The sequence below is a fragment of the Pseudomonas sp. GL-RE-26 genome (assembly GCF_019956275.1).
Taxonomy (GTDB): domain Bacteria; phylum Pseudomonadota; class Gammaproteobacteria; order Pseudomonadales; family Pseudomonadaceae; genus Aquipseudomonas; species Aquipseudomonas grandcourensis.
This window is the reverse complement of record NZ_JAHBDI010000077.1, coordinates 59966-85657: the sequence shown is the minus strand read 5'-3', so window position 1 is coordinate 85657 and position 25692 is coordinate 59966. Positions and strand designations below refer to the sequence as shown.

27 protein-coding genes and 1 riboswitch are annotated in these 25692 nt (G+C 61.5%); of the genes, 20 read left to right on the top strand and 7 right to left on the bottom strand.

Annotated features, from left to right (window positions below):
- Positions 1-2: 2 nt before the first annotated feature.
- Entirely contained in the window at positions 3-731 is a 729-nt protein-coding gene (locus KGB07_RS27020; RefSeq protein ID WP_046037643.1) for a dienelactone hydrolase family protein, read from the top strand.
- A gap of 132 nt (positions 732-863) precedes the next feature.
- Here KGB07_RS27020 and KGB07_RS27015 read toward each other — a convergent pair whose 3' ends face one another.
- Entirely contained in the window at positions 864-1724 is an 861-nt protein-coding gene (locus KGB07_RS27015; protein WP_223467159.1) for a pirin family protein, read from the bottom strand.
- Positions 1725-1786: 62 nt separating this feature from the next.
- A complete protein-coding gene (locus tag KGB07_RS27010) occupies positions 1787-2203 on the bottom strand; it encodes an OsmC family protein (RefSeq protein ID WP_046037641.1) in 417 nt (138 codons plus the stop codon).
- A gap of 237 nt (positions 2204-2440) precedes the next feature.
- Between KGB07_RS27010 and KGB07_RS27005 the strand changes: the two genes are divergently transcribed.
- Positions 2441-4066, top strand: coding sequence for a methyl-accepting chemotaxis protein (locus KGB07_RS27005; RefSeq protein ID WP_223467157.1), 1626 nt, complete (start codon positions 2441-2443; stop codon positions 4064-4066).
- Positions 4067-4119: 53 nt separating this feature from the next.
- Here the strand turns inward: KGB07_RS27005 and KGB07_RS27000 are convergent, their stop codons facing one another.
- Genes KGB07_RS27000 through purM form a run of 3 tightly spaced genes read right to left on the bottom strand, consistent with a single transcriptional unit; the run spans position 4120 to position 6562 of the window.
- A complete protein-coding gene (locus KGB07_RS27000) occupies positions 4120-4833 on the bottom strand; it encodes a DUF3108 domain-containing protein (protein ID WP_046037639.1) in 714 nt (237 codons plus the stop codon).
- Positions 4834-4841: 8 nt separating this feature from the next.
- On the bottom strand, positions 4842-5492 hold the full coding sequence (gene purN, locus KGB07_RS26995; protein WP_223467155.1) for a phosphoribosylglycinamide formyltransferase: 651 nt from the start codon (positions 5490-5492) through the stop codon (positions 4842-4844).
- 11 nt (positions 5493-5503) lie between these two features.
- Positions 5504-6562: a phosphoribosylformylglycinamidine cyclo-ligase gene (gene purM, locus KGB07_RS26990; protein WP_046037638.1), complete on the bottom strand. Its 1059-nt coding sequence runs from the start codon at positions 6560-6562 to the stop codon at positions 5504-5506.
- 387 nt (positions 6563-6949) lie between these two features.
- On the opposite strand from purM, the gene KGB07_RS26985 reads away from it, so the two are divergent.
- From KGB07_RS26985 to KGB07_RS26960, 6 genes are all read left to right on the top strand, one after another.
- Positions 6950-8002, top strand: a complete 1053-nt coding sequence (locus tag KGB07_RS26985) for a DUF2066 domain-containing protein (RefSeq protein WP_046037637.1) — start codon at positions 6950-6952, stop codon at positions 8000-8002.
- 35 nt (positions 8003-8037) lie between these two features.
- A complete protein-coding gene (locus KGB07_RS26980) occupies positions 8038-9111 on the top strand; it encodes an AI-2E family transporter (RefSeq protein WP_223467153.1) in 1074 nt (357 codons plus the stop codon).
- Positions 9112-9341: 230 nt separating this feature from the next.
- Complete coding sequence (gene hda, locus KGB07_RS26975; protein WP_046037635.1) at positions 9342-10046, top strand: DnaA regulatory inactivator Hda; 705 nt, start codon at positions 9342-9344, stop codon at positions 10044-10046.
- Positions 10047-10267: 221 nt separating this feature from the next.
- Complete coding sequence (locus tag KGB07_RS26970) at positions 10268-10900, top strand: C40 family peptidase (protein ID WP_046037634.1); 633 nt, start codon at positions 10268-10270, stop codon at positions 10898-10900.
- A 165-nt stretch (positions 10901-11065) separates the two neighbouring features.
- Positions 11066-11602, top strand: a complete 537-nt coding sequence (locus KGB07_RS26965; protein WP_104449855.1) for a C40 family peptidase — start codon at positions 11066-11068, stop codon at positions 11600-11602.
- 18 nt (positions 11603-11620) lie between these two features.
- Positions 11621-12283 (top strand): O-methyltransferase, encoded by a 663-nt coding sequence (locus KGB07_RS26960; RefSeq protein ID WP_223467151.1) that lies wholly within the window; start codon positions 11621-11623, stop codon positions 12281-12283.
- A gap of 25 nt (positions 12284-12308) precedes the next feature.
- Here the strand turns inward: KGB07_RS26960 and KGB07_RS26955 are convergent, their stop codons facing one another.
- Together KGB07_RS26955 and KGB07_RS26950 are read right to left on the bottom strand one after the other, a co-directional pair.
- Positions 12309-13622: a PQQ-dependent sugar dehydrogenase gene (locus KGB07_RS26955; RefSeq protein WP_223467149.1), complete on the bottom strand. Its 1314-nt coding sequence runs from the start codon at positions 13620-13622 to the stop codon at positions 12309-12311.
- Between the two features lie 66 nt (positions 13623-13688).
- The gene (locus KGB07_RS26950) at positions 13689-14273 is read right to left on the bottom strand and encodes a hypothetical protein (RefSeq protein ID WP_223467147.1); all 585 of its coding nucleotides are present in this window, start codon (positions 14271-14273) and stop codon (positions 13689-13691) included.
- A gap of 153 nt (positions 14274-14426) precedes the next feature.
- Positions 14427-14660: riboswitch (cobalamin riboswitch) on the top strand.
- Between the two features lie 81 nt (positions 14661-14741).
- On the opposite strand from KGB07_RS26950, the gene cobO reads away from it, so the two are divergent.
- The 12 genes from cobO to KGB07_RS26890 all read left to right on the top strand — a co-directional run bounded on the left by cobO (position 14742) and on the right by KGB07_RS26890 (position 25561).
- A complete protein-coding gene (cobO, locus tag KGB07_RS26945) occupies positions 14742-15353 on the top strand; it encodes a cob(I)yrinic acid a,c-diamide adenosyltransferase (protein WP_223467145.1) in 612 nt (203 codons plus the stop codon).
- Positions 15350-16750, top strand: a complete 1401-nt coding sequence (locus tag KGB07_RS26940; RefSeq protein WP_223467143.1) for a cobyrinate a,c-diamide synthase — start codon at positions 15350-15352, stop codon at positions 16748-16750. Before cobO ends, KGB07_RS26940 begins: the two co-directional genes overlap by 4 nt.
- On the top strand, positions 16747-17397 hold the full coding sequence (bluB, locus tag KGB07_RS26935; protein ID WP_223467141.1) for a 5,6-dimethylbenzimidazole synthase: 651 nt from the start codon (positions 16747-16749) through the stop codon (positions 17395-17397). The genes KGB07_RS26940 and bluB overlap by 4 nt, the downstream gene beginning before the upstream one ends.
- Entirely contained in the window at positions 17394-18302 is a 909-nt protein-coding gene (cbiB, locus tag KGB07_RS26930) for an adenosylcobinamide-phosphate synthase CbiB (protein WP_223467139.1), read from the top strand. Before bluB ends, cbiB begins: the two co-directional genes overlap by 4 nt.
- On the top strand, positions 18295-19287 hold the full coding sequence (cobD, locus tag KGB07_RS26925; protein WP_046037625.1) for a threonine-phosphate decarboxylase CobD: 993 nt from the start codon (positions 18295-18297) through the stop codon (positions 19285-19287). Before cbiB ends, cobD begins: the two co-directional genes overlap by 8 nt.
- Positions 19284-20735 (top strand): cobyric acid synthase, encoded by a 1452-nt coding sequence (locus KGB07_RS26920; protein ID WP_046037624.1) that lies wholly within the window; start codon positions 19284-19286, stop codon positions 20733-20735. Before cobD ends, KGB07_RS26920 begins: the two co-directional genes overlap by 4 nt.
- 163 nt (positions 20736-20898) lie before the next feature.
- Positions 20899-21420 carry a bifunctional adenosylcobinamide kinase/adenosylcobinamide-phosphate guanylyltransferase gene (cobU, locus tag KGB07_RS26915; RefSeq protein ID WP_223467137.1) on the top strand — a complete coding sequence of 174 codons (522 nt, stop codon included), beginning with the start codon at positions 20899-20901 and terminating at the stop codon, positions 21418-21420.
- Positions 21417-22472: a nicotinate-nucleotide--dimethylbenzimidazole phosphoribosyltransferase gene (cobT, locus tag KGB07_RS26910; protein ID WP_223467135.1), complete on the top strand. Its 1056-nt coding sequence runs from the start codon at positions 21417-21419 to the stop codon at positions 22470-22472. Before cobU ends, cobT begins: the two co-directional genes overlap by 4 nt.
- Positions 22469-23044, top strand: a complete 576-nt coding sequence (gene cobC / locus KGB07_RS26905; RefSeq protein ID WP_223467133.1) for an alpha-ribazole phosphatase family protein — start codon at positions 22469-22471, stop codon at positions 23042-23044. The genes cobT and cobC overlap by 4 nt, the downstream gene beginning before the upstream one ends.
- A gap of 2 nt (positions 23045-23046) precedes the next feature.
- Entirely contained in the window at positions 23047-23778 is a 732-nt protein-coding gene (locus KGB07_RS26900) for an adenosylcobinamide-GDP ribazoletransferase (RefSeq protein ID WP_223467125.1), read from the top strand.
- A 117-nt stretch (positions 23779-23895) separates the two neighbouring features.
- Complete coding sequence (locus tag KGB07_RS26895) at positions 23896-24300, top strand: MarR family winged helix-turn-helix transcriptional regulator (RefSeq protein ID WP_046037619.1); 405 nt, start codon at positions 23896-23898, stop codon at positions 24298-24300.
- Positions 24301-24352: 52 nt separating this feature from the next.
- Positions 24353-25561, top strand: coding sequence for an MFS transporter (locus KGB07_RS26890; RefSeq protein ID WP_046037618.1), 1209 nt, complete (start codon positions 24353-24355; stop codon positions 25559-25561).
- Positions 25562-25692 lie beyond the last annotated feature (131 nt).

Genomic DNA, 25692 nt, shown 5'->3' with positions numbered 1-25692 from the left:
AAATGAGCCAAATCACTGTACGTTCCGTTGCCTATCAGATTGACGGCCAGGCTTACGTAAGCCGTCTGGCCTTCGATGCCGACCATAAAGGCCCGCGCCCGGGTTTGTTGATGGCGCCGAACTGGATGGGCGTCAGTGCCGGTGCCGAGGAGATCGCCAAGTCGGTGGCGTCCAAGGGTTATGTGGTACTGATCGCAGACCTTTACGGTCAATCGGTTCGTCCGACGAACAATGATGAGGCCGGCGCGGCCATGATGCCGTTGAAGAATGACCGCCCATTGCTGCGCAAGCGCATGCAGGTGGCGTTCGAACAGCTGCAAAGCCAGGGTGAAGTGGCTGTCGATACTTCAAAACTGGCCACTTTCGGTTTCTGCTTCGGCGGTTGCTGCGCCCTGGAGTTTGCTCGTACCGGCGCGCCGGTGAAAGCCGCGGTGTCGTTCCACGGCACGCTGGACACACCGAATCCGGCTGATGCGAAAAACATCAAGGGTAAGGTGTTGGTATTGCACGGTGCTTCCGATCCATTGGTGCCGAAGGAGCAGTTGCCGGCGTTCGAAGATGAAATGAACACGGCGGGTGTGGACTGGCAGTTGCTGAGCTACGGCGGTGCGTTCCACTCGTTCACCGACCCGCACGCCAATGTGCCGGGGATGATGATGTACGACGCGAAGGTGGCTGTCCGGGCCTTCACGTCGATGCATAACTTGCTGGATGAAGTGTTCAAGGGCTGATAGCTGGTTTCAGTTCTGGTTAGTCGGTGACTCTACCGGCCCCATCGCGAGCAGGCTCGCTCCTGCAGTTGACCGTGTTCCAATGTGGGAGCGAACCTGCTCGCGAAGACTGACTGATCGGCAATGCATCGCTCAGGGCAATTCGATCCTCTCAACTTCCCCCGGCACCTTCGGCCAGTCCCCGGCCGCCCAACGTCGGCGTGCCTCATCGATATCAGCCGGATCGCTCGCGACAAAATTCCAGTTGATCCGCCGTGGCCCGTCAAGCGGTGCTCCGCCAAACAACACGGCGTGACTGTCGCTCTCGGCAAACAGGGTCATCTCTTCCCCCGCAGGCAGTACCACCAGCGAGTACGGCTCTATCGGCTCGCCATCCAGCTGCACCTCACCGCTCAACACATACAACGCACGTTCTTCATGCTCGGTGGGGATCAGCAATGTCGTCGCTGTTTGCAGGTGCAGCTCCGCGTACAGCGTAGGAGAAAGCACCGGCACTGGCGATTCCAGGCAAAAGCCTGACCCCGCAATCATGCGAATCTTCACCCCCAGGTTTTCGCTGACTGGCAATGTGGAAGCCGGATGGTGGCTGTAATGCCCCGGACCTTGTTCTTTATCCTTGGGCGAAGCCAGCCAGATCTGCAAGCCGTGCATGGTGAAGCCGCTTTCTTTCAGGGCTTCAGGCGTGCGTTCGACGTGGGCAATGGCACTTCCGGCCGTCATCCAACTGACGTCGCCGGTCCCGACCACTTGATCGGAACCGAGACTGTCCTTGTGCTGGATCTGCCCCTGGAACAAGTAGGTGAGGGTGGACAGGCCAATGTGCGGATGCTGGCGGATGTTCATGCCTTTGCCCGGTGGATAACGGGTTTCCAGCATGTGGTCGAAAAACACGAATGGCCCGACGCTGCGGCACTTGGCCGATGGCAGCGGGCGGAGAATAGGCTGGCCCTCGACATCTTCGGTGCGGGGGCGGATCACGAGCGGAGTGTTCATGGTGCGTTCCAGGCTGAGCGGGTAATGCGTTCGAGCATAACCCGCTTGCGCAGCCCTTGCCGCTATTGGCTGAACGCGCCTTCGGACAAATGCGTTTCGATGCTGACTTCAGAGGTGGTCATCAGCTTGTGGATCGGGCAGCGATCGGCCACGCGGTGCAGTTCATCGCGCTGGGCGTCGGTGAGTACGCCCTTGAGGGTCAGTTTGACGTGCAACGCGTACTGGCCTTTCTGTTCCAGGCTGTTGTCGCGCTTGACCTCGACGCCGACACCGGTCAGCGGGATGTCCTTCTTCCTGGCATAAAGCTTCAGGGTCAAGGCTTTGCAGGCACCCAGCGCGGCATCGAAATAATCGTGCGGCTCCGGCGCCGAGCCCTCTCCGCCAGCCGTGACGGGCGCGTCGGCGAAGAGTTCATGGTCATCGATCTGGACGCTGTGGCGCAAACCTTCGGCAGAAACAGTGTTGACAGTAACGGTCATGGGAAACCTCGCAAGCAGCAGGATATTTATTCGATCAAAAAAGACCTTGAAGGTATAGAGCATGGTGCCGGATGTGCGTTCCGGTTTTCTTGTATCGGTGAGTCTTTTGGCTGAATCGTTACCGTAGCAGTGATGGTGTTTTGATATCACGTTTTCGTCTTACGCAAATTTTCAACAGTCCGATACCGTCTAAAGGATCTGCTGCCTGACGCAGCGCTTTTGGAAGGAACCAGGGGAATGAGTATCAGAAGTCTCAATATTGCGCCACGCGCGAGTCTCGGTTTTGGCCTGTTGGCGTTGATGGTTTTTGGCCTGGGGGCGTTCGCCCTGCTGCAAATGTCGAATATGCGGGCGCAGTCCGATCTGATCGATGACAACTGGCTGCCCAGTGTGATGGCGGTCGGTGATATGAGTCAGGACATGTTGCGGTTGCGGGCATTGACCATGCGTTTGCTGATCAATCGCGATCCACAGGCACAGACGCAGAACGTCGGCAAAATCAACGATCTCAAAAGTGTTCTCGACCAGGCCCAACAACGTTATGACAAGTTGATCGCGCTGCCTGAAGAGCGGGTGTTGTTCGATCGCTTCAAGGCTGCCAAGAGCAAATACCTGCAGTTTCAGAGTCAGGTGATGGCCCAGGCTACCCAGGGACGGGTGGAAGAGGCGGCGGCCATTCTCAATGGCGAGATGAATCCGTTGGCCGATGAGATCACGGTCACCCTCAGGGAGTTGGTCGAACTCAACAGGCACAACGCCAATCTGGCGACTGAGGCAGGACGCCTGGTGTTCAACCAGTCGCGGGTCTGGGTCGGGGTGATGATCGGTGTGACTGCGATGATTACCATCGGCCTGGCACTGTTGCTGACGCGCAGCATCGTGTTGCCGCTGTCACAGTCGTTGAAAGTGGCCGAGGTGGTCGCTGGTGGCGACCTCACCGCAAGCATCAGCATTACCGGCAAGGACGAACCCGCGCGGCTGCTGCACGCGCTCAAGAGCATGCAACAGAGTTTGCGTGAAACCATTCAACGTATATCCGATTCATCCCGTCAATTGGCCTCGGCTTCGGAGGAGCTCAGTTGCGTCACGGAAGACGCCACCCGTGGCCTGCATCAACAGAGTCTGGAAATCGAGCAGGCCGCCACGGCGGTCAACCAGATGACCGCCGCCGTGGAAGAAGTGGCGAGCAATGCCGCCGCAACGTCGCAAGCTTCCCGCGAGTCCGACCGCATTGCCCAGCACGGTCGCGAACAGGTGCATCAGACGGTGCTGTCGATCGAGTCGCTGGCAGAAGATGTCACCACCAATGTGTCTCAGGTCGAAGACCTGGCGCAGAAGGTGTATGGCATCACTACCGTGCTGGACGTGATTCGCGCGATTGCCGAGCAGACCAATCTACTGGCCTTGAACGCGGCCATCGAAGCCGCGCGGGCCGGGGACGCCGGGCGCGGGTTTGCGGTAGTGGCCGATGAGGTGCGGGCTCTGGCGCATCGCACCCAGCAATCGACCCGGGAAATCGAACAGATGATTACCGGTATCCAGCAGGGCACCGATCTGGCTGTCAGCTCGATGCAGCAAAGCAACACCCGGGCGCGCTCGACACTTGAGGCGGCGAAAGCGGCGGGCGTTGCCCTGGAGGATATCGCCTCGGCATTCACCATGATCAATGAGCGCAACATCGTGATTGCCAGTGCCTCGGAGGAGCAGGCAGCGGTGGCGCGGGAGGTGGATCGCAACTTGATGAATATCCGTGACCTGGCGCAACAGAGCTCGGCCGGGGCAAACCAGACCAGTGCGGCGAGTCAGGAGTTGTCGCGCCTGGCGGTGGACCTGAATACCTTGGTGGCGCGGTTTTCGGTCTGAATGACAGACGAAAAAAAGCCCCGCGACTGCGGGGCTTTTCATATCGATCCGGATCAGCTGCCTTTGACTGACTTGCCGTTGACCGTGCCGTCCAGGAGCATGATGTTGTATTCCTTGCCATCGGTTTCGACTTGTTGCAGGCGGACCAGCAGGTAGTCCCAATCCTTGGCGAACCACATCACGGTGATGCGTTTGTTCTGTGTCGGGTCGCGTACACGTTCAACCTTGATCGCATCGATCTTGCCGGCCTTGGTGTCGACCTTTTCAGCGCCCAGCACGCGGAAGTCATAGGTATCGACTTCACTGCCGTCGACCACCTGATAACTCATGCTTTTTTTGCCGGCGGCGACGTCGTGTTGCAGGGCCAGTTGGTAGCTGGATTTGTCGAGCATACCGCGGTTCAGCGGAACCTTGACCGCGTCGCCGCGATCGGTACCGGTGACCATCTTGGTATTCCAGTCGAAATCCAGATCCGATTTCTTGGCCTTGCCCAAGCCGCCACGTTCAAAGTGGTACGACTCTGGAAGAAGCGTGTCCTTGTCCAGGGTCAGGGTGCTTTCCTCGGACAGGCTGGCGATCATCATCGACGCCTTGAAACTCAGTTTCCATTTGCCGTCGCTGGTTTTTTCGAGGCTGCGCTCGGCAGTGCCGCTCATGGGCAGCTGTTTCCAGTCGGCGGTGTAGCTGGCGGAGAAGGGTTGAAGGTCTGCCGCCTGGGCGAAGGGCAAGGCGAGCAGAGCGCAAGCGAAGAGCAGGGCGCGACGCATAAAATCTCCTAGTTTCGAATCAAGTGGCCGCTGGCCGCGAGTAACTGTCCATCCAGTAAAGCACCTTGCTCGCCGAGGGCCAGACGACCTTCGGCAAACCAGCGTACGGCCATCGGGTAGATCAGGTGTTCCTGAACATGAACCCGCTGCGCCAGACTCTGCGGCGAATCCTGTAACTCTACCGGTATTACAGCCTGTACGACCAGTGGTCCGCCATCGAGTTCCTCGGTGACGAAGTGCACTGAGCAGCCGTGCTCGGTGTCGCCGGCCTCCAGCGCGCGCTCATGAGTGTGTAACCCTTTGTATTTGGGTAGCAGCGAGGGATGGATATTGAGCAGGCGACCCTGATAGTGGCGTACGAAACCGGCGCTGAGAATGCGCATGAATCCGGCCAGTACCACGAGTTTGGGATTGAAGGCGTCGATCAGTTCGATCAATGCGGCATCGAAGGCCTCGCGACCTTCGAAAGCCTTGTGATCAAGGGCGCGGGTGTCGATACCCGCGTCCCTGGCGCGTTGCAGGCCGTAGGCGTCGGCGCGGTTGGAAATCACCGCAGCGATGCGGACCGGGCTGTCGCCGGTCCGCGTGCTGTCGATCAGGGCCTGCAAGTTACTGCCGGTGCCGGACAACAGCACCACCACATCACAGGTCTGAGACATCCGCTCTTGCATTAGTGTGCCTTGAGGTTGTTCAGTACAACCGAAGCCGCGCCTTCGGCAGCGGTGGAGATCTGGCCGATGACCCAAGGCTGCTCGCCAGCTTCGCGCAGAACGTTCAGGGCGGCTTCGACGTGCTCCTGAGCCACGCAGATGACCATGCCCACGCCGCAGTTCAGCACGCGGTGCATTTCGTTTTCGTCAACGTTGCCTTTCTCTTGCAGCCAGTCGAACACTGCCGGGCGGGTCCAGCTTGCCACGTCAACCACGGCTTGAGCGCCTTTTGGCAGCACGCGCGGGATGTTGTCCAGCAGGCCGCCACCGGTGATGTGGGCCATGGCTTTGACCGCGCCGGTTTCCTTGATCAGCTTGAGCAGCGGCTTCACGTAGATACGGGTCGGGGCCATCAGCAGGTCGGTCAGCGGCTTGCCGTCGAGCTGGATGTTCTCGATGTCGGCGCCGGACACTTCGATGATCTTGCGGATCAGCGAGTAGCCGTTGGAGTGCGGGCCGGAGGACGGCAGGGCGAGCAGGGCGTCGCCGGCAGCCACTTTGGAACCGTCGATGATTTCGGACTTTTCTACCACGCCGACGCAGAAACCGGCCAGGTCGTAGTCTTCACCTTCGTACATACCAGGCATTTCAGCGGTTTCGCCGCCGACCAGGGAGCAGCCGGACAGCTCGCAGCCAGCGCCGATGCCGGTCACCACCTGGGCGGCGGTGTCGACGTTCAGTTTGCCGGTGGCATAGTAGTCGAGGAAGAACAGCGGCTCGGCGCCGCAGACGACCAGGTCGTTGACGCACATGGCAACCAGGTCGATGCCGATGCTGTCGTGCTTGTTCAGGTTCAGTGCCAGGCGCAGCTTGGTGCCGACGCCGTCAGTACCGGAAACCAGCACAGGCTGCTTGTAGCCGGCCGGGATTTCGCAGAGGGCGCCGAAACCGCCCAGGCCGCCCATGACTTCCGGGCGCGCAGTGCGCTTGGCGACGCTCTTGATGCGTTCGACCAATGCTTCACCGGCGTCGATGTCTACACCGGCGTCCTTGTAGCTCAGGGAGGGTTGCTTGCTCATGATCCAGGCCTTTAGGGGGGGGATTTCTGGGTAACGACCGAGTCCGTCGGGAGCGCCGAAACTGCGTAGGAGAGAACCATGCGCGCTATTCGGACACTACCCGGCTGTTGCCGGTCTGCGAAGGCGCGCGATTTTATCAGGCTTGAGCCGCAGCGGCCATCCTCAGGCCGACAGCAGGGTCATATACGGTCAAAAAAAACCGTTAATGCGCAGTGTTGGTGGCATCCTGCATGGCTGTATAAGGTATCGCGATTAACCGTCTATCGTTATGACAGTGCGAAAACTTACCCGGAGCGTGTGAATGTTTTGCGTCGGGCAACGGTCACAGTCTTGCTCGATCGTCTTCATGCGGTCTGTTCCAGCCGCTCTTGTCGTCAGGAATCTTCCATGCGTTTTTGTAAATTCTTGCTTGTGAGTTGTTTGTCAGTGGTCAGCCTGGTCAGTCAAGCCGAAACCGTCAAAGGCCTTTACCTGGTGCGCGAGCCGGTGAATGGCCAGTCGCCCGAGGAGCGCGATCAGGCGACTCAGCGTGCGTTGGATACACTGGTTTTGCGCCTGACCGGCGACCCCAAGGCCGCTCAAAGTCCGGGGCTGGCGGCGATTCGCAAAGATCCGCAACAGATCATCAGCCAGTACGGCTTTGAGGCCGGGCCGCCGGAAGTCCTGAAGGTCGATTTCGATCCGGGTACCACCGAGCAGGCCTTGCGCCGCGCCGGCCTGGCCATGTGGGGGGCCAATCGGCCGTCGATCCTCGGCTGGTGGTTGAATGATTCCACCGAAGGTTCAAGCCTGGTGGGCGACGGTCAGGCCAGCGCGGCACCGTTGCGTCGGGCTGCCCAGCACCGTGGCTTGCCATTGCGTTTGCCGTTGGCGGATTTGAATGAGCAGATCGTCGCGACCGCGCCGAATCTGGAGGGCGTAGATCCCGCGCCTTTGCAAGCAGCATCGGAACGCTACAACGCCGACGCCCTGCTCGCGGTACACGCCAAGGAAGAGGGCGGGCAGTGGCAAGCCAAGTGGCAATTGTGGCTGGGGGATAAAAAAGAGGCGGGCAGTGTGCAGGGCGCCGATCAGGCCGCCCTGGCCGATGCGGTGATGCTGGCGGTCAATGAACGCCTGGCGCCGCGGTTTGTCGCCAAACCTGGTGCGTCGAGTGAGCAATTGCTGGAAGTGCAAGGTATGAATCTTGAGCACTACGCGTCACTCGGGCGTTTGCTGGAGCCGTTTGGCGGGCGTGTGCAAAGTGTCGAGGGCGACCGGATTCTCTATCGGGTCAATGGCAGCGTCGATCAACTGCGTGCGCAATTGTCTCTGGCGAGGCTGCAGGAAGCGCCGGCGGGTCAGGCCCCGGCCCCGGTAGCGCCCGTTCAGCCAGCCACTGGCGGCGCGGTACCAGTCGCAGCGCCGGCCCCGACACCGCAACTGCGTTATCGCTGGTAGTTTTTTTTCTTTATATAGAAGCAATGGAGTGGTTCATGGCCGATACGCGGCGTTGGTTCTGGCTCGGTGGGGTGGTCCTGCTGTGTGTGTTTGTCTGGTTGTTGCATCCGATCCTGACGCCGTTCCTGGTGGCGCTGCTGTTGGCCTACCTGTTCGACCCGCTGGTGGATCGGCTGGAGAAGGCAGGCTTGTCCCGAACCTGGGGTGTCGTGGCGGTGTTTACCCTGTTTACATTGATCTTCACCGCGCTGCTGTTGGTGTTGGTGCCGTTGCTCGCCAGGCAGTTGTTTCGTTTGTATGAACTGGCCCCGCAGATGCTCGACTGGCTGCAACACACGGCGTTGCCTTGGGCGCAATCGAAGTTCGGCCTGTCGGACGGTTTCTGGAAGTTCGACAAGCTGAAGGCCGCCATCAGCGAGCATATGAGTCAGACCTCTGATGTTGTCGGCGTGGTGCTGAGCCATGCCACGGCCTCGGGGCTGGCGTTGATCGGCTGGCTGGCGAACCTGGTGCTGATTCCGGTGGTGAGCTTCTACCTGTTGCGGGACTGGGACCTGATGATGGCCAAGGTCCGCAGCCTGCTGCCCCGTGACCGTGAAGCGCGCGCGGTGTCGCTGGCGGGTGAATGCCATGAAGTGCTCGGCGCGTTCGTGCGCGGACAGTTGCTGGTGATGGTGGCCTTGGGTGTGATCTACGCAGCAGGCCTGATGCTGGTCGGGTTGGAACTGGGTCTGCTGATTGGCCTGATTGCCGGCCTGGCGGCGATCGTGCCGTACATGGGGTTTATCATCGGCATTGGCGCGGCGCTCATTGCGGGGCTGTTCCAGTTCGGTGGTGATCTTTACCCGATGCTCGGCATTGTCGCGGTGTTCATGGTCGGCCAGGCGCTGGAGGGTATGGTGCTGACCCCCTTGCTGGTCGGTGACCGGATTGGCCTGCACCCGGTGGCGGTGATTTTCTCGATCCTGGCCGGTGGTGAACTGTTTGGCTTTACCGGTGTGCTGCTGGCATTGCCGGTCGCCGCGGTGATCATGGTGCTGGTGCGGCATGTGCATGATTTGTATAAGGATTCGGAAATATACGGAGGAGCCGACGAGCCGCAGGTGTAAGGGGCGTCAATGGGCGATGGCAGGCTGCCCCGGTTCGTACCAGGTCAGCCTGCTGGCGTCGCCCGACTGTCACATGCACCGCCAAAGAATCTGCCACAAAACCGGTGCATTAACGCAAACCTTTGATTTTGCTTGTGGTCTGTCGCATTGTGCGGTCCGCTTCACGGGTATAAACTTCGCAAACTTTACACAGAGGCCACTAACGGTTCCTTTGGAACTGTTCAGTCAGCATGAAACCGATTCAGCTGCCCCTAGGTGTGCGTCTGCGTGACGACGCCACCTTTATCAACTACTACCCAGGCGCCAATGCCGCTGCACTCGGCTATGTCGAGCGGCTGTGCGAAGCCGACGCCGGCTGGACCGAAAGCCTGATCTACCTCTGGGGTAAGGACGGGGTAGGGCGTACGCACCTGTTGCAGGCCGCCTGCCTGCGCTTCGAGCAAATGGGGGAGCCTGCGGTGTACCTGCCGTTGGCCGAGCTGCTCGATCGCGGCATTGAAATCCTCGACAACCTCGAACAGTACGAACTGGTCTGCCTGGATGATTTGCAAGTGGTTGCCGGGCGAGCGGACTGGGAAGAGGCGCTGTTCCATCTGTTCAATCGCTTGCGTGACAGCGGTCGACGTTTGCTGATTGCCGCATCGACATCCCCGCGTGAGCTGCCAGTGAAGCTGGCGGATCTCAAATCCCGCCTGACCCTGGCCTTGATCTTCCAGATGCGCCCGCTGTCCGATGAGGACAAATTGCGTGCCCTGCAATTGCGCGCATCTCGTCGCGGCCTGCATCTGACCGATGAAGTCGGGCATTTCATTCTGACTCGCGGTACCCGCAGCATGAGCGCACTTTTCGAGCTGCTCGAGCGTCTCGACCAGGCCTCCCTCCAGGCTCAGCGCAAGCTGACAATCCCGTTTTTGAAAGAAACCCTCGGCTGGTAAACCCGCTGAAACCGGGACTTTTAGCCGGTTCGGCATCTTTCAGGCGCCAGAAATCCCGCTTTCCTGCCAGGTTGCAGGCCGCGTGTATGTTTTAAATGGGCTTAAGCGCTTAGATGTAAACGAGAAACGGATAAGTCACAAAAAGATCGATTGAATTTGCAAATGAGGTTGATAGCGGGCATAGTCTCGGCTTCTTTACAACTTCAGCCACGGTCGTGCCCATGCTAAATCGCTTCGCACCCCTCGTGCCTCTCGCACTCGTTACCCTGTTGTTCGGTTGCGCTGCCCACACTCCAGTGGCCCAGCAAACTCCGCAACAGCAGGTTCAAAACTCGGCCACTGCCCAGTCTTCCGCTCTCTTTCAAGAAGAGCTGGCTACCGAAAAAGAACTCGCAGACTTCGCTGGCGGCAAGTCCTACCAGCTTCCAGTCCTGGCCGACAGCATCCTCGAACGTGGCATGTCCCTGATCGGTACCCGTTACCGTTTCGGCGGTACTTCTGAAGCCGGCTTCGATTGCAGTGGTTTCATTGGTTACCTGTTCCGCGAAGAAGCGGGCATGAACCTGCCACGCTCCACCCGCGAAATGATCAACGTGGACGCTCCGCTGGTCTCGCGCAGCAAGCTTGAGCCGGGCGACCTGCTGTTCTTCGCAACCAACGGTCGTCGTGGTCGCGTCAGTCACGCCGGGATCTACCTGGGCGACAATCAGTTCATCCACTCCAGCAGCCGCCGCAGCGGTGGTGTGCGCATCGATAGTCTGGGCGACAGCTACTGGAGCAAGACCTTCATCGAGGCCAAGCGCGCCCTGGCAATGGCGCCTAACGCGTCGCCAATCGTCACTGCACGAAAATAAGCTGACAATTTGTAGGGCGAACTTAAAGTCTTACTTGAAGTTTGTCGTGTAGCCGCTAGAATCTTGATCTACAAATGATGGCAAACCGCCTGCGTCCAACGCAGGCGGTTTTCTTTTCTGCGCTCCCCGCAGAAAAAGCCGCAGCCAGATCAGGATGTTCTGCTTATGACGACGTCGGCCCGCCTCGCAATCATGTTCTTCGCAGCGCTGCTCAGTGCCTGCGCCAGCCGCACACCGCCGCCTGCGCCGGTGGTTCGCGCTCCTATCGTATTTGGTTCCCCTCAAGCTTTTTCGCCTGAAGCGGAAGACGTGCTGTTTCGCGCGCTCGGATTGGTGGGCACGCCTTATCGCTGGGGTGGCAATACGCCGGATTCCGGATTTGATTGCAGTGGCCTGATCGCTTATGTGTACCGTGATGTCGCCGGTATTGCCTTGCCGCGCACCACTCGCGAGATGATCTCCATGCAAGCGGCGAATGTGGGCAAGGAAGGCCTGCAGACCGGCGACCTGCTTTTCTTCGCCACCAATGGCGGCTCCCAGGTCAGTCATGCCGGCATCTACGTGGGAGAAGGGCGCTTCGTCCACGCGCCGGCCACGGGCGGCACCGTGAAGCTCGACAGCCTGTCCAAGGCGTATTGGCAAAAGGCTTACCTGAGCGCCAAGCGTGTTCTGCAGCCTGAACATTTGGCGCGCAATCCGTAACGTTCGGAGCTGATGGTCATGACGGCTCGCACGCTCAATCTCGACGACGACCTGTACCAATACCTGCTCGATGTTTCCCTGCGCGAAACGCCTCTGCTCAAGCGCTTGCGCGATGAGACCCAGGCGTTGCCGATGGCACGCTGGCAGGTGGCGCCTGAGCAGGGGCAGTTTCTTGCTTTACTGGTGAAACTGACGGGGGCCAGGCGCTTGCTCGAAGTCGGCACCTTTACCGGCTACAGCGCACTGTGCATGGCGGCGGCATTGCCTGCTGAGGGTTCGCTGATTTGCTGTGATATCCCCGGCGACTACAACGCCATCGCGCGGCGCTACTGGCAAGAAGCGGGGCTCGCCGGGCGGATTGACCTGCGACTGGCCCCGGCACTGGAAACCCTCGCCGAGCTTGAGCGACAAGGGCAGGGCGGGCAGTACGACCTGGTTTTCATTGATGCCGACAAGGCCAACTACCCGGCTTATCTGGAACACGCCCTGCAATTGCTGCGGGTCGGTGGGCTGGCGGTGTTCGATAACACCCTGTGGAGCGGGCGCGTGCTTGAGGCCAATCCCGAGAGCGCGGACACCCGGGCGATCCAGGCGCTCAACCAGGCCTTGAAAGTGGATGCGCGGGTGGATCTGTCGTTGTTGCCGTTGGGTGACGGGCTCACACTCTGTCGCAAACGCTGAGCCCCGCTCCCACAGGTCAAGTGACTTACTTGACTGCCGACACCCGCCACACCTTGTTCCCCACATCATCGGCCACCAACAGGTCACCCTGCCGGTCGATCACCACGCCCACCGGGCGGCCCATGGCTTGGTCCTTGTCGTTGAGAAAACCTGTGAGCACTTCAACGGGCTTTCCGACAGGTTTGCCTGCGCTGAACGGTACGAAAATCACTTTGTAGCCACTGCGGGGGTTGCGGTTCCATGAACCGTGCTGCCCGATGAATGCCCCTTGGGTGAACGGCGGCGGCAACTTGCTGTTTTCGGCGAAGGTCAGGCCCAGTGACGCCGTGTGCGGGCCGACGGCGTAGTCCGGAGCGATAGCCTTGGCCACCAGGTCCGGGTTTTGCGGTTCAACGCGAATATCGACATGTTGGCCGTAGTAACTGAACGGCCAGCCATAGAACGCGCCGTCCTTCACCGAGGTGATGTAGTCAGGTACCAGATCGCCGCCGATTTCATCCCGTTCGTTGACCGCGGTCCACAGCGCGCCACTGTGCGGTTCCCAGGCCATGCCGTTGGGGTTGCGCAGACCGGAGGCGAAGATCCGGTGCCGGCCCGTGGCACGGTCCACTTCCCAGATCGCTGCGCGACCTTCTTCCTTGTCCATGCCGTTTTCGGCGACGTTGCTGTTGGAACCCACGGAGACGTACAGCTTGCTGCCGTCCTTGCTGGCAATGACGTTTTTGGTCCAGTGGTGGTTCAGAGGGCCGCCCGGCAGGTCAATCACCTTGATGGCTGGTGACTTGATCTGCGTATCGCCGTTTTCATAATGGAATCGCAGCAGGCTGTCAGTGTCGGCCACGTACAGGTCGTTGCCGACCAGCGTCATGCCGAAGGGGGAATTGAGGTTTTGCAGAAACACTGTGCGGGTTTCCGCGAAGCCATCGTGATCCTTGTCCCGCAGTAACGTGATGCGGTTCGGGCTGGGCACGGTAGAGCCGGCACGCCCCATGACTTTCTTCATGACCCAGCCGCGAATGCCATTGCCGTCTTCGGGTTTGGGTGGCGCGGCGGTTTCCGCCACCAGCACGTCGCCATTGGGCAGCACATAAAGCCAGCGGGGGTGATCCAGGTCTTCGGCAAAAGCAGTCACTTGAGTGCCCGTGGCGGCGACGGGTTTCGCACCTTGTGGCCAGCCGATGGCCGGGGCGATGTTCACGGTCGGAACCAGTGTCTTGTTGGGTTCTGGTAGTTGGGGTGACGGGCCGGTACCGTCGGAGACTTGCAGGCGGGAGGTCTCGCCACAAGCGGCGAGCCCTCCGCAGAGCGCGATAACGAGAGCGAGCGGGGGCGTGCGCATGCTGGTCTTCCCTATGAATGCCTTGTTCTAATCATAGAGAAGCATTGTCGTCCGATGGTTCAACCCTCAGCCGCGAGCTTCCTTGAACAGCACTGCAATGCCGGGGTGATAGTTGCCGGCTTCGTTGCGCAACTTGCGGTAGGCATAAGGGAAATACCAGGCGACAGCGCAGGTGTGTTCCTTTTGCAGGTCGTCGACCATGTCCTGGAGTTCTTCCGGTGTGGCGCCCTGCTGGGCTTTTTGCGGGGCGACGAACAGGCAGCCGAGTTTCAGGTCGCTGGCGTGGCTCAGGCGCTTCGCATCGCTGGCGATGTCGAGCAGGGCCTGGGACAGGTTGAGGCTGTTGACCCGTGGCCAGCGCTGGCTGGTCTGGATGTAGGCGCGGGTTTCGGGGGAGGCCAGGAGCAGGTCGGCGCGGCCGTTGCGTTCGCCTTCTTCGGTCTGCTTGCGGGTGGGCGTCTGTTGCAGCGTGACCATCTCGGCCATCCAGGCGGCGGCAGACAGCAGTCCGAGATTGGCCTTTTCGTCGTGCCAGTACGGCGTGTCGCCATCACCGCGGACGGCGTTGTAACGGTCGATGCATTCGAACCAGTGCTCGAGCACCGGGCGCAGGAATTCCAGCTTTGGATTGCTGATGATCATGCCTTGCATGGGCTCACCCTTGTTGTTGTGTTGTGAGATTGTGGCTCTTTGATATCACTGCTGAGAGCGTGGCACAAGATTGACGTCAGTTTATTGATTGATGGCAGCTATTCGGTCGATGGCCTCCCGGCTTTAATTGACGCTCCACCCCCAACCCTCTAACCTTCGCGGCTTGTTTCAGGTGCTCTGTGGCTTGGGTCGACAGAGTGAAACAGGGAAGCCGGTGAGTGAGTCCTTCAGTTGGTCGAAGGCCCACAATTCCGGCGCTGCCCCCGCAACGGTAAATGAGTGAAAACTGTGTCTGATGCCACTGTGTCGAATCGATGCGGGAAGGTGCACAGTCTGGCCCTGCGCCACTCATGAGCCCGGAGACCGGCCTGATTCATCCAGCGGCATCACGGTGGGCGATGCCAGGCTTTTTGCCTTCTATTCTTGTGCCTGCCCGCCGTTATTCCTGCCTCAACGGAGAGCTCCCCCATGACTGATACCCCCGATCGTGACGAACGCCACCTGGCGCGCATGCAGCGCAAAAAAGCCGTGATCGACGAGCGCATCGCCAATTCCCCGAACGAGTGTGGCCTGCTGCTGGTGCTGACCGGCAACGGCAAGGGCAAGAGCAGTTCGGCTTTCGGCATGCTCGCCCGCGCCATGGGGCACGGCATGCAATGCGGCGTGGTGCAGTTCATCAAGGGCTGCAATAGCACGGGCGAAGAGTTGTTCTTCCGGCGCTTTCCCGAGCAGGTGCGATTTCACGTGATGGGTGAAGGCTTTACCTGGGAAACCCAGGACCGCCAGCGCGACATCGCCGCCGCTGAAGCCGCCTGGGTGGTGTCGCAGCAATTGCTGCGCGATCCGTCCATCGGCCTGGTGGTGCTCGATGAGCTGAACATCGCCCTCAAGCACGGCTACCTCGATCTCGATCAGGTGCTCAGCGACTTGCAGGCCCGACCGCCGATGCAACACGTGGTGGTCACCGGTCGTGCCGCCAAGCCGGAAATGATCGAGATGGCCGACACCGTCACCGAAATGGGCGTGATCAAACACGCCTTTCAAGCCGGGATCAAAGCGCAGAAAGGCGTCGAATTGTGAGTCAGCCTCGACACTGTCCGGCGGTACTGATTGCCGCGCCGGCTTCCGGTCAGGGCAAGACCACCGTCACCGCGGCGCTGGCCCGATTGCATCGCAATCAGGGGCGCAAGGTCCGTGTGTTCAAGTGCGGCCCCGACTTTCTCGATCCGATGATCCTCGAACGCGCCAGCGGTGCGCCGGTGTATCAACTGGACATGTGGATGGTCGGCGAACAGGAGAGTCGCCGGTTGCTGTGGGAAGCCGCTGCTGAAGCGGATCTGATCTTGATCGAAGGCGTCATGGGACTGTTCGACGGTACGCCGTCGAGCGCCGATCTGGCGCGGCATTTCGGTGTGCCGGTGCTGGGTGTGATCGATGGCACCGCCATGGCCCAGACCTTCGGCGCGCTGGCCCTGGGGCTGGCGCGTTATCAGCCGGATTTGCCGTTCGCCGGCGTGCTGGCCAATCGTGTCGGCACGCTGCGTCACGCGCAACTGCTCGAAGGCAGCCTGACTGAAGGCTTGCGCTGGTACGGCGCGCTGTCCCGGGAAACCGGGATCGAATTGCCGAGCCGGCACCTGGGGCTGGTGCAGGCCAGTGAGTTGAACGATCTCGACCTGCGCCTCGATGCGGCCGCCGATGCCCTGGCCAGCAGTTGCGAGGTCGCACTGCCGCCGGCAGTCGAGTTCGCTGCCCCTGATGTCATCGCAGTCGAACCGCTGCTGGCCGGTGTGCGAATTGCCGTCGCCCGCGATGAAGCCTTTGCGTTCACCTACGGCGCGAGCCTGGATCTGCTGCGGGCGATGGGCGCCGAGTTGTCGTTCTTCTCACCGATCCGCGACCCAGCGTTGCCGGAGGCGGACAGCCTGTATCTGCCGGGTGGTTACCCGGAGCTGCACCATGTTGCGCTGGCGCAAAACACCGCGATGCTCGAAGCGATCCGCGCCCACCACCGGGCAGGCAAGCCCTTGCTCGCCGAGTGTGGCGGCATGTTGTACCTGCTCGATTCCCTGACCGATGTCGAGGGCACTCGCGCCGAACTGGTTGGCTTGCTGGCTGGTGATGCGGTGATGCAAAAGCGTCTGGCAGCGCTGGCGTTGCAAACGGTGGAATTGCCGGAAGGTTCGCTGCGCGGGCACACCTATCACCATTCGCTGACCAGCACTGAACTGGCGCCGATTGCCCGGGGCTTGAGCCCTAACGGCGGGCGCGGAGCGGAGGCGGTCTACCGTGAGGGGCGGATGACCGCCTCTTATGTGCACTTTTATTTTCCGTCGAACCCCTCGGCGATTGCCGCGCTGTTTGCGCCGGACCTTGAAGCCGCCTTCGCGAGCAAGCCCGCTCCCACAGGGGATTGCGTTCCTTCAGGCAGCTCACCTTCAAATGTGGGAGCGGGCTTGCTCGCGAAAAGGCCATGACGGACAACGCATTTTCCGAAGCCGAACGCGCAGCGGTCTATCGCGCCATTGCCGAGCGCCGCGACATGCGCCACTTCAGCGGCGGCACTGTCGAACCCGAATTGCTCCGGCGCCTGCTCGAGGCCGCACACCAGGCACCCAGTGTCGGACTGATGCAGCCCTGGCGCTTCATCCGCATCACTGATCGCGCCTTGCGCGGGCAAATCCAGGCCCTGGTGGAAGAGGAACGCATCCGCACCGCCGAAGCCCTCGGCGAGCGCAGCGATGAGTTCATGAAGCTCAAGGTCGAAGGCATCAACGATTGCGCCGAGGTACTGGTCGCCGCACTGATGGACGACCGCGAGCAGCATATCTTCGGCCGCCGCACACTGCCGGAAATGGACATGGCTTCGTTGTCCTGCGCGATCCAGAACCTGTGGCTGGCGTCCCGCGCCGAAGGGCTGGGCATGGGCTGGGTGTCGCTGTTCGAGCCTCAGGCACTGGCGGACCTGTTGAGGTTGCCGCCGGGAGCCAAGCCGCTCGCCGTGCTGTGCCTCGGACCCGTCAAAGAGTTCTACCCGGCGCCGATGCTGGTGCTCGAAGGCTGGGCACAGGCGCGTCCGCTACATGAATTGCTGTACGAAAATTATTGGGGAGTGAGTCAATGAGTGTGGCGTTGTTGAGTGTCGCCGCGGTTGCGCTGGATGCGCTGCTGGGTGAACCCAAACGCTGGCATCCGCTGGTGGCGTTCGGCCGTTTTGCCGAGCGCATCGAGCAACGTTTCAACGGCGGCGGTCGCGGCTGGCGCAGCCATGGCGTCACCGCGTGGGTGATCGCCGTGTTGCCGCTGACGCTGTTGGCCACGGCATTCTCCTGGGCGCCTTATGTCGGCTGGATCGTCGAGATTCTTGCGCTTTATTGCGCCCTCGGCATGCGCAGCCTCGGTGAGCACGTCACGCCTGTGGCCAAGGCCCTGCGCAGTAATGACCTGGAAGCTGCGCGCACGAGGGTGAGCTATCTGGTCAGTCGCCAGACCAGCGAACTGGATGAAACCGAGGTCGCCCGTGCCGCTACCGAGTCGGTGCTGGAAAACGGCAGCGATGCAGTATTCGCGGCGTTGTTCTGGTTTGCCGTGGCGGGTGCGCCGGGCGTGGTGCTCTACCGCCTTAGCAATACGCTGGATGCGATGTGGGGTTATCGCAATGAACGCTTCGAACGCTTCGGCTGGGCGGCGGCGAAGGTCGACGACGTGCTCAATTACATTCCTGCACGCCTGGTGGCACTGACTTACGCGCTGCTGGGTAAAACCCGGCTGGCGTTGAAATGCTGGCGCACCCAGGGCTCGACCTGGGACAGCCCGAACGCCGGCCCGGTGATGGCGGCAGGGGCGGGGGCGCTTGGCGTCGAGTTGGGTGGGGCGGCGATTTATCACGGCGAACTGCATCAGCGTCCGCAGTTGGGCGAAGGTGTGCCGGCGGATGCCGACTCCATTGACCGAGGCTGGCAATTGGTCCAGCGCGGGGTATGGTTATGGCTGCTGATTCTCTGCCTGGGGGCCGAATTTTATGCTTGAGCACGGTGGGCGACTGCGCAAGGCGGCGCTCGAATACGGCATAGATGAAGCCGACTGGCTGGACCTGTCCACGGGGCTTGCACCCTGGCCGTTCTCGGTGCCGGATATTCCGCTGCGAGCCTGGGCCCGTTTGCCGGAGGCGGACGACGGCCTTGAGCTGGCCGCCTGTGATTACTACGGCACCCTGCAGGCATTGCCGGTGGCCGGCTCGCAAATGGCGATTCAACTGCTACCGCGATTGCGTCGGGCGGGCAAGGTCGGCGTGCTGTCACCCTGTTACGCCGAACACGCCGAAGCGTGGCGTCGCAACGGCTACATCGTGCGTGAAGTGCTGGAGCAGGAAGTCGACTTCTTTATCGACAGTTTCGACGTGCTGGTGGTGGTCAATCCGAATAACCCCACGGGCCTGAGCCTCACCCCCAGTCGCCTGCTCGACTGGCACACGCGACTGGCCCAGCGCGGTGGCTGGCTGGTGGTGGACGAAGCGTTCATGGATAACACGCCGCAACTGAGCCTGGCGCCGTTTGCCCATCAAGTCGGATTGATCGTCTTGCGCTCGTTCGGCAAGTTTTTCGGTCTGGCCGGTGTGCGCCTGGGGTTTGTGCTGGCCGAGCGCAAGTTGCTCAAGTTGCTGGCTGAACAAGTGGGTCCCTGGGCCGTGAGCGGGGCAACCCGGGTAGTGGGCCAGGCCTGCCTGCGCGATACCGAGGCGCAAACGGCGCAACGGGTGCGCACCGAGGAGGCCAGCGAGCGCCTTGAGTCGTTGCTGGCGCAACACGGCTTCGAGCCCCAGGGCGGTTGTGCGCTGTTCCAGTGGCTGATCACCGAGCGCGCCGAAGAACTGCATGAGTTCATGGCCCGGCGCGGCATTCTCCTGCGGTTGTTCACGCACAACAGCAGCCTGCGATTCGGCTTGCCCGGTGACGAAATCGCCTGGGTGCGACTGGCGCAGGCATTCGAAGAATTCCCGAAGGAAAACCAATGACCACGCTGATGGTGCAGGGCACCACATCGGATGCCGGCAAAAGCACGCTGGTGACTGCGCTGTGCCGTTGGGTCACGCGTCAGGGTGTAAGGGTGGTGCCGTTCAAACCGCAGAACATGGCCCTCAACAGTGCGGTGACCGCCGACGGTGGCGAGATTGGCCGCGCCCAGGCGGTCCAGGCCCAGGCCGCGAACCTTGAACCGCACACTGACATGAACCCGGTGTTGCTCAAGCCCAACAGTGACACCGGTGCCCAGGTGATCATCCATGGCCGCGCCGTCACGACCATGAACGCCGTCGCCTATCACGACTACAAAACCATCGCCATGCAAGCGGTGCTGGCCTCCCACGAGCGCTTGAGCGCGGCCTATCCGCTGGTGATGGTCGAGGGCGCAGGCTCGCCGGCGGAAATCAATCTGCGGGCCGGGGACATCGCCAACATGGGCTTCGCCGAAGCGGTGGATTGCCCGGTGCTGCTGATTGCCGATATCAATCGCGGCGGGGTTTTCGCCCATCTGGTCGGTACCCTCGAACTACTGTCGCCGAGCGAACAGGCGCGGGTCAAAGGGTTCGTCATCAATCGTTTTCGTGGCGACATCGCGTTGCTGCAACCCGGTCTCGACTGGCTCGAAGAGCGCACCGGCAAACCGGTGATCGGTGTGCTGCCGTACGTGATGGACCTGCACCTGGAGGCCGAGGACGGCATCGATCAACGCCAGACCGACAAAGCCGAACAGGTGCTGAAGGTGGTGGTGCCGGTGCTGCCGCGCATCAGCAATCACACCGATTTCGATCCGCTGCGCCTGCATCCGCAAGTGGACCTGCAATTCATCGGCCCCGGCCAGGCGATTCCGCCCACCGACCTGATCATTCTTCCCGGCTCGAAAAGTGTGCGCAGCGACCTCGCGTACCTGCGGGCCAACGGCTGGGACACCGCCATCGCCCGGCACCTGCGTTACGGCGGGAAACTGCTGGGGATCTGTGGCGGCCTGCAGATGCTCGGTGAGCAGGTGCATGATCCGCTGGGTCTTGAAGGTGCGCCGGGTTCCAGTGCCGGTTTGGGGCTGCTGGCGTTCCAGACCCGGCTCGAACAAGAGAAGCAGTTGCGCAATGTGCGTGGTCGCCTGGCGCTGGAAGATGCGCCGGTGGCGGGTTATGAAATTCATGCCGGCGTGACCACCGGGCCGGCGCTGGAAAACGCCGCCGTGCAACTGGATGACGGCCGCTGTGATGGTGCGCAAAGTGCTGACGGGCAGATTTTCGGCACCTACCTGCACGGGCTGTTCGAATCGCCGGCGGCGTGCAGTGCGCTGCTGCGCTGGGCGGGTTTGCAGGAGGTGCAGGACGTGGATTATCACGGGCTGCGCGAGCGCGATATCGAGCGGCTGGCGGATCTGGTGGAGAAGCATCTGGATACCGGGCTTTTGCGGCATCTCTGCGGGATTTGAGGTGTCTGCAATGGCCTCATCGCGGGCAAGTCGGATCGCCGCATCGCCGCTCCCACAGAGATTTGGGTTGACCATGAAATTTGAGTACACCTCGTAACACTGTGGGAGCGGGCTTGCCCGCGAAGAGGGCAGTCGCCTCACCGAAAATTCTAGGGAAACAACCATGCTCCAACTGATCCTCGGCGGCGCCCGCTCCGGCAAGAGTCGCCTGGCTGAAAAGCTCGCCATCGACAGCGCCCTGGCCGTGACCTACATCGCCACCAGCCAGCCACTGGACGGAGAAATGAGCGAGCGGGTGGCCCATCACCGCGCCCGTCGTCCTGCCGAATGGGCGTTGATCGAAGAACCGCTGGAACTGGCCCGGGTGCTGTGCGAATCCGCCCGTGCCGACCGCTGCCTGCTGGTGGATTGCCTGACCCTGTGGCTCACCAATCTGCTGATGCTCGACGATGCCGAGCGCTTGCAAGCCGAGCGTGATGCCTTGCTGGACTGCCTGGCGTCGCTGCCGGGTGAAATCATTTTTGTCAGCAACGAGACCGGAATGGGTGTCGTGCCGCTGGGCGAATTGACTCGCCGCTATGTCGATGAAGCCGGTTGGCTGCATCAAGCTCTGGCTGAGCGTTGTCAGCGTGTCGTCCTGACCGTCGCCGGCCTGCCCCTGACTCTGAAAGGAACTGCGTTATGACTCAATCCTGGTGGCTGAACCCGTGTAAGCCGGTCGATACCCAAGTGGTGGAACAGGCTCAGGCGCGGCAACAGCAACTGACCAAACCGGCTGGCTCCCTTGGCCAGCTGGAAGCGGTGGCGGTGCAACTGGCGGGCTTGCAGGGGCGGGTCAAGCCAAGCTTGGAACAGGTGTGGATCGCGATTTTTGCCGGTGACCACGGCGTCGTCGCCGAGGGTGTGTCGGCGTTTCCCCAGGAAGTGACCGGGCAGATGCTGCTCAACTTCGTCAGCGGTGGTGCGGCGATCAGCGTATTGGCGCGGCAACTGGGCGCTTCCCTTGAGGTGGTTGACCTTGGCACGGTAACGCCGTCGCTGAACCTGCCGGGTGTACTTCACCTGAATGTCGGCCCGGGCACGGCAAATTTTGTACAGGGACCGGCCATGACCGAAGCCCAGGGGCAACTCGCCCTGCAGGCCGGCCGTGACAGCGTTCAGCGGGCAATTGCCACTGGTGCGCAGTTGTTTATCGGTGGCGAAATGGGCATCGGTAACACCACCGCCGCCAGCGCCCTGGCGTGCGCGCTGCTCGATTGCCCAGTGGTGCATTTGACCGGGCCTGGCACCGGGCTCAATGCCGAAGGTGTCAGCCACAAGGCCCAAGTGATCGAGCGCGCCCTGGCATTGCATGGCGCGCAACGTGGCGATGCCTTGCAGACCCTGTTCAACCTCGGCGGTTTTGAGATCGCCGCGTTGGTCGGTGCCTATCTCGCCTGTGCCCAAGAAGGTGTCGCGGTGCTGGTGGACGGCTTCATTTGCAGTGTCGCGGCGCTGGTCGCAGTACGCTTGAATCCTGAGTGCCGTCAGTGGTTGTTGTTCGGTCATCGTGGCGCCGAGCCGGGGCATCGTTATGTGCTGGAAACCCTGAATGCGCAGCCGTTGCTCGATCTTGGTCTGCGGCTTGGCGAAGGCAGTGGCGCGGCATTGGCAGTGCCGCTGCTGCGCCTGGCGTGCGACCTGCACGGGCAGATGGCGACCTTCGCCGAAGCCGCCGTGGCAGATCGTCCGGCATGACCTTGCGCGTGGATCTGTTGCGTCACGGTGAAACCGAACTCGGTGGCGGCTTGCGTGGCAGCATCGATGATGCGTTGACCGACACGGGCTGGGCGCAGATGCGCGCCGCCGTGGTCGGGCAAGGGCCGTGGGATCGGCTGGTCAGTTCACCCTTGCAGCGTTGTGCACGGTTTGCCGAGGAGCTCGGTGCGCAATTGGGCGTGCCGGTGCAACTGGATAAAGACCTGCAAGAGCTGCATTTCGGCGCCTGGGAAGGGCAGAGCGCGGCAGCGTTGATGGAAACCGACGCGCAGGCCCTGGGTTTGTTCTGGGCCGATCCATATTCGTTCACGCCACCTCAAGGTGAGCCGGTTGCAGACTTTTCGACACGGGTGCTGGCAGCGCTGAAGCGTTTGCACGCGACCTGTGCCGGTGAGCGCATTCTGCTGATCAGCCATGGCGGTGTGATGCGCCTGTTGCTGGCACAAGCGCGCGGGCTGCCACGGGAGCAACTGCTCAACGTTGAGGTCGGGCATGGCGCGCTGTTTTCGCTGACGGTGGAGCCTGCGGGCGTGTTGAAGGAAGTGCTCTGACCATGTTGCCATTCTGGATCGCCCTGCAATTTCTCAGCAGCCTGCCGATTCGCCTGCCTGGTATGCCTGAGCCCAGGGAACTGGGGCGGTCGCTGCTGTTTTATCCGCTGGTGGGATTACTCTTTGGCGCGATTCTGTGGGTGGTCAACTGGCTGTTGCTAGGCACGCCGACCTTGTTGCACGCGGCACTGTTGCTGAGCCTTTGGGTGCTGCTCAGCGGCGGCTTGCATCTCGATGGCCTGGCGGACAGCGCTGATGCCTGGCTTGGTGGTTTTGGCGACCGCGAGCGTACGCTGACGATCATGAAAGACCCGCGCAGCGGGCCGATCGCTGTGGTGACGCTGGTGCTGGTGTTGTTGCTCAAGTTCACCGCGCTGCTGGCGCTGATCGAACAGCCGCATTCACTGGCATTGATCATCGTGCCGTTGATCGGTCGTAGCGCATTGCTCGGCTTGTTCCTGACTACGCCGTATGTGCGTGCCGGTGGCCTGGGCCAGGCATTGGCCGATCATCTCCCGCGTTCGGCGGGCAAGCAGGTGTTGGCGGTCAGTGCGCTGGCTTGTGTGTTGATTGCAGGCGTCAGCGGTGCGCTGGCGGTGGTGTTGGCGGCGCTGGGGTTTGTCTGGCTGCGCCAGGTGATGTTGCGGCGCCTGGGCGGCACGACAGGGGACACGGCGGGCGCGATGCTGGAGTTGCTGGAAGTTGCAGTGCTGGTAGGCTTGGCGCTGGCCTGATCGGGTTGTGTTGAGCGTTCCGGCCTGCTCGCGATAGCGATCTTCGGGGCACAGCCCAATCACTGAACAAGCCCCATGCCACTTGATTTAACCGACTCGCGGGTATATACACGCACCATGCTCGATTCCCAATGTTTATGCATCAACCTGCGTCGCGCCGCCCGTGGCGTCAGCAGGCACTACGACGGCGCTCTCGATGGCTTCGGGATCAACGTTGCGCAGTATTCTTTGCTGTGCAACCTGCAACGTCTGGACCAGCCGAGCATCTCGACCCTGGCCGAGGCCATGGGCCTGGATCGCAGCACCCTGGGGCGCAATTTGCGGGTGCTGGAGGGTGATGGCCTGGTGACGCTGGTCGAAGGCGAGGACATGCGCAACCGCATCGTTCTGCTGACCGAGGCCGGGGCTGAGCGCCTCAAGGCTGCCTTGCCGGCCTGGGAAGCCGCACAGCAACGCTTGATCGATCGCCTTGGCGCCGAGAAGCGCGAAACCTTATTGAAGCTGCTGGACGAACTGGCGTGATGCCGGTTTTTCCGAATATAAGCGGGTATATACCCGCTACCGGAGAACAACAATGACATCGATGTGGCGTACATGCGGCTGGGTTCTGTTGGGGAGTGCGCTGATCCTTGCGTTGTCGCTGGGCGTTCGACATGGCTTCGGGCTGTTTCTGGCGCCGATGAGCGCCGAGTTCGGTTGGGGGCGTGAAGTCTTTGCCTTCGCTATCGCCCTGCAGAACCTGATCTGGGGGCTCGCACAGCCGTTCACCGGTGCCCTGGCCGACCGCTTCGGCGCGGCAAAAGTGGTGCTGATCGGTGGCGTCCTGTACGCGGCCGGGCTGATTTGCATGGGGCTCTCCGACTCGGCAATGACCCTGTCCCTGAGCGCGGGCCTGCTGATCGGCATCGGACTGTCCGGTACGTCGTTCTCGGTGATCCTGGGGGTGGTCGGCCGCGCGGTGCCGCCGGAAAAACGCAGCATGGGCATGGGGATCGCCAGTGCGGCCGGTTCGTTCGGCCAGTTTGCGATGTTGCCCGGCACACTCGGTTTGATCGGATGGCTTGGCTGGTCCGCGGCGTTGCTGGCGCTGGGCTTGCTGGTGGCATTGATCGTGCCGCTGGTGAGCATGCTCAAGGACAAGCCGCTGCCCGTCCTGGGCCACGAACAGACCCTTGGCGAAGCTCTGCGCGAAGCCTGCTCCCATTCCGGATTCTGGCTGCTGGCGTTCGGTTTTTTTGTGTGCGGATTCCAGGTGGTGTTCATCGGTGTGCATCTGCCGGCCTATCTGGTGGATCAACACCTTCCGGCTACAGTCGGCACCACGGTGCTGGCGCTGATCGGCCTGTTCAACATTTTCGGCACCTATACGGCTGGATGGCTCGGCGGGCGCATGTCCAAGCCGCGTTTGCTCACCGGTCTGTACTTGCTGCGGGCGGTGGTCATTGCGTTGTTCCTGTGGGCGCCGGTGACGACCACTACGGCTTACCTGTTCGGCATGGCCATGGGCTTCCTGTGGCTGTCGACGGTGCCGTTGACCAACGGCACGGTGGCGACCTTGTTTGGCGTGCGAAACCTGTCCATGCTCGGTGGGATTGTTTTCCTGTTTCACCAACTCGGCTCGTTCCTGGGCGGCTGGCTGGGTGGCGTGGTGTATGACCGAACCGGGAGTTATGACTTGATCTGGCAGGTGGCAATTCTCTTGAGTCTGTTGGCCGCTGCCCTCAACTGGCCGGTACGTGAGCGGCCGGTAGAGCGTCTGCAATCACAAATGAGTGCGATATGAACAGTCTTTGGCCGCGGATCACGATGCTTGCCGTCAGCGCGATGCTGCTCGCCCTGGTGTGGTGGGGCTGGCATCAGGGCGGGCTGGCGCTTATGCAGTTGGGAATGGGGACTTGCTAGCGCGATAGTGGG

Coding starts and splice junctions, on each gene's coding strand:
- cbiB (WP_223467139.1), top strand. CDS start 17,394: ATGAGTGTGGCGTTGTTGAGTGTCGCCGCGGTTGCGCTGGATGCGCTG.
- KGB07_RS26960 (WP_223467151.1), top strand. CDS start 11,621: ATGACGGCTCGCACGCTCAATCTCGACGACGACCTGTACCAATACCTG.
- cobU (WP_223467137.1), top strand. CDS start 20,899: ATGCTCCAACTGATCCTCGGCGGCGCCCGCTCCGGCAAGAGTCGCCTG.
- KGB07_RS26890 (WP_046037618.1), top strand. CDS start 24,353: ATGACATCGATGTGGCGTACATGCGGCTGGGTTCTGTTGGGGAGTGCG.
- cobC (WP_223467133.1), top strand. CDS start 22,469: ATGACCTTGCGCGTGGATCTGTTGCGTCACGGTGAAACCGAACTCGGT.
- KGB07_RS27000 (WP_046037639.1), bottom strand. CDS start 4,833: ATGCGTCGCGCCCTGCTCTTCGCTTGCGCTCTGCTCGCCTTGCCCTTC.
- KGB07_RS26970 (WP_046037634.1), top strand. CDS start 10,268: ATGCTAAATCGCTTCGCACCCCTCGTGCCTCTCGCACTCGTTACCCTG.
- KGB07_RS27020 (WP_046037643.1), top strand. CDS start 3: ATGAGCCAAATCACTGTACGTTCCGTTGCCTATCAGATTGACGGCCAG.
- KGB07_RS27005 (WP_223467157.1), top strand. CDS start 2,441: ATGAGTATCAGAAGTCTCAATATTGCGCCACGCGCGAGTCTCGGTTTT.
- KGB07_RS27010 (WP_046037641.1), bottom strand. CDS start 2,203: ATGACCGTTACTGTCAACACTGTTTCTGCCGAAGGTTTGCGCCACAGC.
- bluB (WP_223467141.1), top strand. CDS start 16,747: ATGACGGACAACGCATTTTCCGAAGCCGAACGCGCAGCGGTCTATCGC.
- cobT (WP_223467135.1), top strand. CDS start 21,417: ATGACTCAATCCTGGTGGCTGAACCCGTGTAAGCCGGTCGATACCCAA.
- KGB07_RS26895 (WP_046037619.1), top strand. CDS start 23,896: ATGCTCGATTCCCAATGTTTATGCATCAACCTGCGTCGCGCCGCCCGT.
- hda (WP_046037635.1), top strand. CDS start 9,342: ATGAAACCGATTCAGCTGCCCCTAGGTGTGCGTCTGCGTGACGACGCC.
- KGB07_RS27015 (WP_223467159.1), bottom strand. CDS start 1,724: ATGAACACTCCGCTCGTGATCCGCCCCCGCACCGAAGATGTCGAGGGC.
- purN (WP_223467155.1), bottom strand. CDS start 5,492: ATGTCTCAGACCTGTGATGTGGTGGTGCTGTTGTCCGGCACCGGCAGT.
- KGB07_RS26965 (WP_104449855.1), top strand. CDS start 11,066: ATGACGACGTCGGCCCGCCTCGCAATCATGTTCTTCGCAGCGCTGCTC.
- KGB07_RS26920 (WP_046037624.1), top strand. CDS start 19,284: ATGACCACGCTGATGGTGCAGGGCACCACATCGGATGCCGGCAAAAGC.
- purM (WP_046037638.1), bottom strand. CDS start 6,562: ATGAGCAAGCAACCCTCCCTGAGCTACAAGGACGCCGGTGTAGACATC.
- cobO (WP_223467145.1), top strand. CDS start 14,742: ATGACTGATACCCCCGATCGTGACGAACGCCACCTGGCGCGCATGCAG.
- KGB07_RS26955 (WP_223467149.1), bottom strand. CDS start 13,622: ATGCGCACGCCCCCGCTCGCTCTCGTTATCGCGCTCTGCGGAGGGCTC.
- KGB07_RS26980 (WP_223467153.1), top strand. CDS start 8,038: ATGGCCGATACGCGGCGTTGGTTCTGGCTCGGTGGGGTGGTCCTGCTG.
- KGB07_RS26900 (WP_223467125.1), top strand. CDS start 23,047: ATGTTGCCATTCTGGATCGCCCTGCAATTTCTCAGCAGCCTGCCGATT.
- KGB07_RS26950 (WP_223467147.1), bottom strand. CDS start 14,273: ATGCAAGGCATGATCATCAGCAATCCAAAGCTGGAATTCCTGCGCCCG.
- KGB07_RS26985 (WP_046037637.1), top strand. CDS start 6,950: ATGCGTTTTTGTAAATTCTTGCTTGTGAGTTGTTTGTCAGTGGTCAGC.
- cobD (WP_046037625.1), top strand. CDS start 18,295: ATGCTTGAGCACGGTGGGCGACTGCGCAAGGCGGCGCTCGAATACGGC.